The sequence below is a fragment of the Acetatifactor sp. genome, from assembly GCF_982438285.1.
On the sequence record NZ_CEWDFQ010000180.1, the window covers coordinates 1 to 6,320 of the forward strand.

Below are 6,320 nucleotides of genomic sequence, written 5' to 3' on the forward strand. Positions count from 1 at the left end.
CTTTCCTCTCGCATTGTATCTGCCGGAGGGGAGAGGTCCCTTTAAAGTAGTGGTCTATTTGAGATTGACCAATGAGAGGGAAGCGGTAATTCCGCTGAACCGGATTTTACAGCGGGGCTATGCGGTTTTGCTTCTCTGGGTGGAGGATGTGGCTCCGGATGCTGAGGACACTTTTGAGAAGGGGATTTTTAAGAGCCTTTCGGGGAAGAGAGGAAAAAAGGACTGCGGCGCTATGGGGGCATGGAGCTATGCTCTTAGCCGGGTCATGGATTATATAGAACAGGACGCCAGGCTTCTGGCGGCAAAAAGCGTATTGGCGGGCTTTTCCCGGGGAGGAAAATGCGCCCTGTGGACAGCGGCGGCGGATCAGCGTTTTGCGCTCTGCGCAGCCTTTCATTCCGGATGTACAGGAGCGGGCCTAAGCAGATGGGGCAAGAAAAACAAGGAAACGGTAAAAGAGATCACGCAGAAGTTTCCCTATTGGTTTTGTGAGGCTTATGGGGCATATGGGGAGAAGGAGGAGTACCTTCCCGTGGACCAGCATATGCTGCTTGCGCTGATTGCCCCCAGATTTCTGTATCTGACAGGTTCCTTAGAGGATTCTTGGGCGAATCCGGAAAGCGAGCTGGAAAGTGCAAAACTGGCTTCCGAGGCTTATGCACTGTATGGTCTTTGGGGGCTTAAGCTGCCAAAAGAGCCAAAGGAAGAAAAGCTGTATAGGGAAGGCAGAATTGGGTGCTATATCCATAAGGGCGCACATGAAATGACGGAAATGGAGTGGGAGCTTCTGCTGGATTTTGCAGATGAAAAATTTTTGTTTTAGTAATTGTAAAACAGGTTATGGCAAGGGCGCAGAGAAAGCATCTCTGCGTCTTTTCCTATTGACAATCAAGCCATAATGGAGGAGAATAAAAGGCAGTGGCGGGCAGATTCTGCCCGAAGGAAAGGAAGTAGAAAAATGACAAAGATTGATGTGGTGTCTGGATTTCTGGGAGCAGGAAAGACAACCTTGATAAAGAAGCTTTTACAGGAGGCGCTTTCAGGGAGCAAAACGGTGCTGATTGAGAATGAGTTTGGCGAAATCGGCATTGACGGCGGTTTTTTGAAGGAGTCGGGAATTGAGATCAAGGAGATGAATTCCGGCTGTATCTGCTGTTCTTTAGTGGGAGATTTCGGCGCTTCCTTAAAGGAGGTCATTGAAACCTATGAGCCAGAGAGGATATTGATTGAGCCCTCCGGCGTGGGAAAGCTTTCCGATGTGTTAAAGGCAGTGGACAATGTGGCCTTGGAGCTGGATGTACAGGTAAACAGCGCCGTTGCGGTGGTAGATGCCGCAAAGTGCAAAATGTATATTAAGAATTTCGGCGAGTTTTTTATCAATCAGATCGAATATGCGGGAACCGTTATTTTGAGCAGAACAGATAAGGTTTCCGAGGAAAAGATCAAGACCTGTGTGGAGCTGATCCGACAGTATAACAAAAAGGCGGCCATCATTACCACACCTTTGGAGCAGCTGGATGGAAAGGATGTGCTGGAAACCATTGAGGGTGCGGATAGACTGGAGGATATGATGCAGGAAATGCTTAAGGAGACCTGCAGCCACGAGCATCACCATGAGGAAGGCTGCGGCCACGAGCACCATCACCACCATGAGGAGGGCTGTGGCCATGAGCACCATCACCACCATGAGGAGGGCTGTGACCATGAGCACCACCATCATCATGATGAGGACTGCGATTGTGGCTGCCACGATCATCATCATGAGCATGGACATCACCATGCGGACGAAGTGTTTACCAGCTGGGGTGTGGAGACGCCTAATGTATACAGTGCTGAGGAAATAGAGCAGATTCTGACGGCCTTAGACAGCGGTGAATACGGCGCTGTGCTGCGGGCAAAAGGGATGGTTCCCGCAGCGGATGGTTCTTGGATTTATTATGATTATGTTCCGGGCGAGCATGATGTGAGAAGCGGCAGGCCTATGGTAACGGGAAAGATATGCGTTATCGGGTCAAAGCTTGACGAAGAAAAGCTTGGGAAGCTGTTTCGGCAGTAGTGTAAAGAGAAAGCTGAGTCTGTGATGATACTTCGCGGATGTTGGAAAGGCAGGAGCGCGGCATGAAGCCTGTATATGTGATAAACGGTTTTTTAGAAAGCGGTAAGACGGAATTTATTACCTTTACGCTGGGGCAGCCTTATTTTCAGATCAGGGGAAAAACATTGCTTCTTTTATGCGAAGAGGGTGAAATCGAATATGAGGAGGAGCTTTTAAAAAAGAGCAGGACGGAAGTGGAGCTGATTGAGCAGGAGGAGGATTTTAATCCCTCCCACCTTCTGGAGCTGGAAAAAAAGCACAAGCCGGAACGGATCATTATAGAATACAATGGAATGTGGAACTTTAAAAATATGAAGCTTCCGAGACAGTGGAGAATAGAGCAGCAGATCACCACCATTGACGGCTCTACCTTTCCCATGTATTATACAAATATGCGTTCCCTTTTAGCGGAAATGATCCGAAATTCTGAAATGATTATCTTCAACCGTTGTGACGGAATCGCTGATCTGAATAATTATAAGCGCAATATCAAGGCAGTAAATCCGTCGGCTGATGTAATCTTTGAGGACTCCAATGGTGAGATTGATGAAATCTTTGAGGATGATCTTCCCTATGACTTAAATCAGGATACCATTGTCCTGGACAATGAGGGTTATGATATCTGGTACCTGGATTCCATGGACCATCTGGAGCGGTATTTCGGAAAAAAGCTGCAGTTTGTGGCAATGGTGTTAAAACCGGATCATTTTCCGCAGGATTATTTTGTGCCTGGAAGAATGGCTATGACCTGCTGTGCCGACGACATGGCCTTTTTGGGCTATGCCTGCCAGTTTGCCGGGGCAGGCGCCCTGAAGCAGAAGGAGTGGGTAAAGGTGACGGCGACTGTTTCCAGGGAGTATTGGGCAGACTACAAGGGAGAGGGTCCGATTCTTCATGCGCTCAGCGTGGAAAAGACAAAGGCGCCTAAGGATGAAATTATCAGCTTTACCTGATGCTTGGAGAATTAAATTAGAATGAAAAAAATCAACTGGCAAAAATGGATATGTACCATTGCCTTTACCGGTATAATGATAATTGATTGGACCAGAGGAAGCCAGAAATGGCATTACTGGGCTGGGGCAATTAATCTGACAGGAGTGATTCTGGCAGTTGTGATGGCCTTCGGCTTTACCTGGAAAAACCAAAGTCTGTGGAAGTATCTGTTATGGACCGCAGCTTGGCTGGCAGGAACCGGAGTGGGGTACCTTATCTGGAGAATGGCACCGGGAACAGTTTTTGAAATACAGTATTTTACGGCATCTCTTTCCGTGTGGGCTTTGGGTGCTATTGCTGTGCGTATGTTTCAGGAGAAAAATTTTTTTTCCGTCATCAAGGGACGAAAAAAATCTATGGTGGTTTTGGCTGCAGTGCTGGCGCTTCTCATGACGATATCCAGAAGCGGGGAGATCTGGCCGATCTGGTTCTTTTTCATGTTCGGAATGTTTTACCTGGTCAGATATTCGTCCGAGGAATCTGAAGCACTTTGGACATCACTTGCAGATGGAGTGATTATTGGATTTTTCCTCATTCAGTCGTTTGCCTTTGGTTTCCGGCCCTATGACACTGTGAGGTACAGCGGGGCATACGGCAACTGTAACATGAATGCGCTCTTTTATATCGTCACATATATCATGGTGCTGTACAAGCTTCATTGTCTGAGAGTGTCAGATGCAGATGCCTCAGGCAGGAAACGCCGGATTTTTCTGTTGCTTTTTTATGGCGTGCTGGCGGGAGGATTGTTCAATTTTACACTGTTTACCATATCGAGAACCGCTTTTTTGGTGATTGTGGGAGTGACGCTTATATATGCAGGATTGGAATTTTCAGTGAAAAAAAGGCTGCAGTTCTCAAAACTTGTGCGAATAGTGGCTATGGGATGCTTTGCAATAGTACTTACCTTTCCCCTTGTTTATCTTTGCATTCGGTATCTTCCCACAATTCTTCATCATCCTGTTTGGTGGGAAGGAGAATATTCTACAGACAAAGTGCATTCCTTTGATCCTTCCAATTCAGATAAATATGTTTCCCTAGAAGAATTTTTCAGTGAGTTTCTTGGACGGATGAGTCTGACAAATGCCAGACAGGAGGAAGAGATTTTGCTGGAACAAGAAAAAATACATTCGCTGTTTGCAGGTCCTGTATCCTATTCTTCTGCTTTGTCGGCAGAAAGCGAAAGCATTGACAATGGACTGCTTCAGGGCAGCGATGCTGAAAGTTCAGGGAAAATCAGAATCGAAATTTTTAAAAAATATGTGCAAGGCCTGAATTTTTTTGGCCATAGTCCAAGCGAGGGCTATTTTCAGATTACAGAGGGGTATCATTCCTGGCATGCCCAGAATGTTTTTTTACAGATAGCATTTTTTTATGGGATACCTGCAGGTCTTTGTTTTGCGGTTTTGATTGTATGGATGGGGAAAAAGGCGCTTTTGGCCGCGTTTTTTAGAAAAGAGAGGTATTCTCTTTTGCCATTATTGGTATGGCTTGTATTTGTGGGATTTGGAATGCTGGAGTGCGTGTGGTATCCAGGGCAGAGTATTTTGTTTCTGCTTTGTATTACTCCTAAAATATGGATGAAGAGAAAAGCAGTTGACATAAAATAATTTAGTGGAAAAGAGAAAGGCTCAGACAGCATTATGAATATAATTATCGGACTTCTGATACCGTTTCTAGGAACCGCCCTGGGAGCGGCCTGTGTGTTTTTTCTGAAAAATCAAATTGGACCCAATGTCCAGAGAATGTTTACCGGGTTTGCTGCGGGGGTTATGGTGGCGGCCTCCGTGTGGTCCCTTTTGATTCCTGCTATGGACATGAGCGGGGAGATGGGGAAGCTTGCGTTTATACCGGCGGTTGCAGGCTTTCTTCTTGGAATTTTGTTCCTTCTTTTGCTGGATAGTCTGGTTCCCCACCTGCATATGGGCAGCAATGTGCCGGAGGGACGAAAGAGCGGCTTTGGAAGGACTGCAATGCTTTTGTTTGCGGTAACCATTCATAATTTTCCAGAGGGAGCTGCCTGCGGCGCTATTTTTGCGGGGGTTTTAAGCGGGGAAGGCTCTGTTACCATGGCGGGGGCATTAGCCCTGTCCCTGGGAATTGCGCTGCAGAATTTTCCGGAGGGAGCCATTATCTCCCTGCCCCTTCGCAGCGAGGGAAACAGCAGAGCAAAATCCTTTTTGCTGGGAACCTTGTCGGGGGCGGTAGAGCCGCTGGGAGCCCTTTTGGCCATCGGCCTTGCGGGAGTGGTAACGCCTATTCTTCCCTATATGCTTTCCTTTGCAGCGGGAGCTATGATTTATGTGGTGGTGGAGGAGCTGATACCGGAGGCCAGCACGGGCAGCCATTCCAATATAGGCACCATAGCCTTTGCCATAGGCTTTTCTCTTATGATGGTGCTTGACATAGCGTTAGGGTGAAAAAGGAATGCAGGAAAAGGAAAAAGACATACAAAAGCTGAACAATAGACTCAGGGAGCTGGCGGAGAAATCTTTTCAGCAGAATTTGTTTACCTTCACCGGCTTTTTGGGGCTTTCGGAGCAGGATGCTTTCTTTCGTCTGGAAAGGGAACTGTCTTATGCAGGCTGTACTCTTTTTGGGGGAAGAGAGAATGCGGAGAGAAGGATGCTTCGGTTTGGAAGTCCACAGGAGTTTGGGTATGATGTGCATTTCCCCATTGTCTGTATCCATATCCGTCCGGTGGCTGCAAAATTTGCTGACAGCCTCTCCCACAGGGATTTTCTGGGGGCTTTGATGAATCTTGGAATCGAGAGAAGCACCCTGGGGGATATCATGGTGGGAGATAAGGAGGCGTATCTGTTTTGTGCGGATTCCATGGGAGACTATATCTGTGAGCAGCTTACCCAGGTCAGGCACACCAGCGTGACCTGCGCAATTACGGAGAATTTTGAGGAAATTCCAATGGAGGAGCCGGTGCGCCAGAGAATCCAAGTGTCCTCCCCAAGAGTGGATGCTTTGCTTGCGAAGGTATATAACAAATCAAGGAGCGACTGTCTGGAGCTGTTTCGGGCCGGGCGTGTCTTTGTAGACGGCAGGCTGTGCGAGAGTAACTCCAGGCTGCTTAAGGGCGGCGAGACGGTAAACGCCAGAGGCTTTGGAAAATTTGTTTATACGGGCCAGGCGGGAGAGACGAGAAAGGGGAAGCTGAATGTGGAGGTAGCCGTGTTCAGATAGAAATGAGGGTGAGAATATGTATCATTACACAGTTGTGCAA

Annotated in this window: 6 protein-coding genes; all 6 read left to right on the forward strand. The window is 47.5% G+C overall.

The genetic code is table 11. The features are described from left to right. Positions 1–823 (forward strand): glucuronyl esterase domain-containing protein (locus AC1WIP_RS09810; protein ID WP_481141665.1); only part of this gene is annotated, 823 nt, incomplete at its 5' end. A gap of 135 nt (positions 824–958) precedes the next feature. Next, positions 959–2,056 (forward strand): CobW family GTP-binding protein, encoded by a 1,098-nt coding sequence (locus tag AC1WIP_RS09815; protein ID WP_481141666.1) that lies wholly within the window; start codon positions 959–961, stop codon positions 2,054–2,056. Between the two features lie 62 nt (positions 2,057–2,118). Beyond that, a complete protein-coding gene (locus tag AC1WIP_RS09820; RefSeq protein WP_481141667.1) occupies positions 2,119–3,048 on the forward strand; it encodes a TIGR03943 family putative permease subunit in 930 nt (309 codons plus the stop codon). A 21-nt stretch (positions 3,049–3,069) separates the two neighbouring features. Then, entirely contained in the window at positions 3,070–4,695 is a 1,626-nt protein-coding gene (locus AC1WIP_RS09825; RefSeq protein ID WP_481141668.1) for a hypothetical protein, read from the forward strand. A 33-nt stretch (positions 4,696–4,728) separates the two neighbouring features. Further along, positions 4,729–5,505, forward strand: a complete 777-nt coding sequence (locus AC1WIP_RS09830; protein ID WP_481141669.1) for a ZIP family metal transporter — start codon at positions 4,729–4,731, stop codon at positions 5,503–5,505. A 7-nt stretch (positions 5,506–5,512) separates the two neighbouring features. Continuing rightward, positions 5,513–6,280: a YlmH/Sll1252 family protein gene (locus AC1WIP_RS09835; protein ID WP_481141670.1), complete on the forward strand. Its 768-nt coding sequence runs from the start codon at positions 5,513–5,515 to the stop codon at positions 6,278–6,280. Positions 6,281–6,320 lie beyond the last annotated feature (40 nt).

Bases quoted from the DNA above. Each gene is read 5' to 3' on its own strand.
- AC1WIP_RS09815 (WP_481141666.1), top strand. From the start codon at position 959: ATGACAAAGATTGATGTGGTGTCTGGATTTCTGGGAGCAGGAAAGACA.
- AC1WIP_RS09820 (WP_481141667.1), top strand. From the start codon at position 2,119: ATGAAGCCTGTATATGTGATAAACGGTTTTTTAGAAAGCGGTAAGACG.
- AC1WIP_RS09825 (WP_481141668.1), top strand. From the start codon at position 3,070: ATGAAAAAAATCAACTGGCAAAAATGGATATGTACCATTGCCTTTACC.
- AC1WIP_RS09830 (WP_481141669.1), top strand. From the start codon at position 4,729: ATGAATATAATTATCGGACTTCTGATACCGTTTCTAGGAACCGCCCTG.
- AC1WIP_RS09835 (WP_481141670.1), top strand. From the start codon at position 5,513: ATGCAGGAAAAGGAAAAAGACATACAAAAGCTGAACAATAGACTCAGG.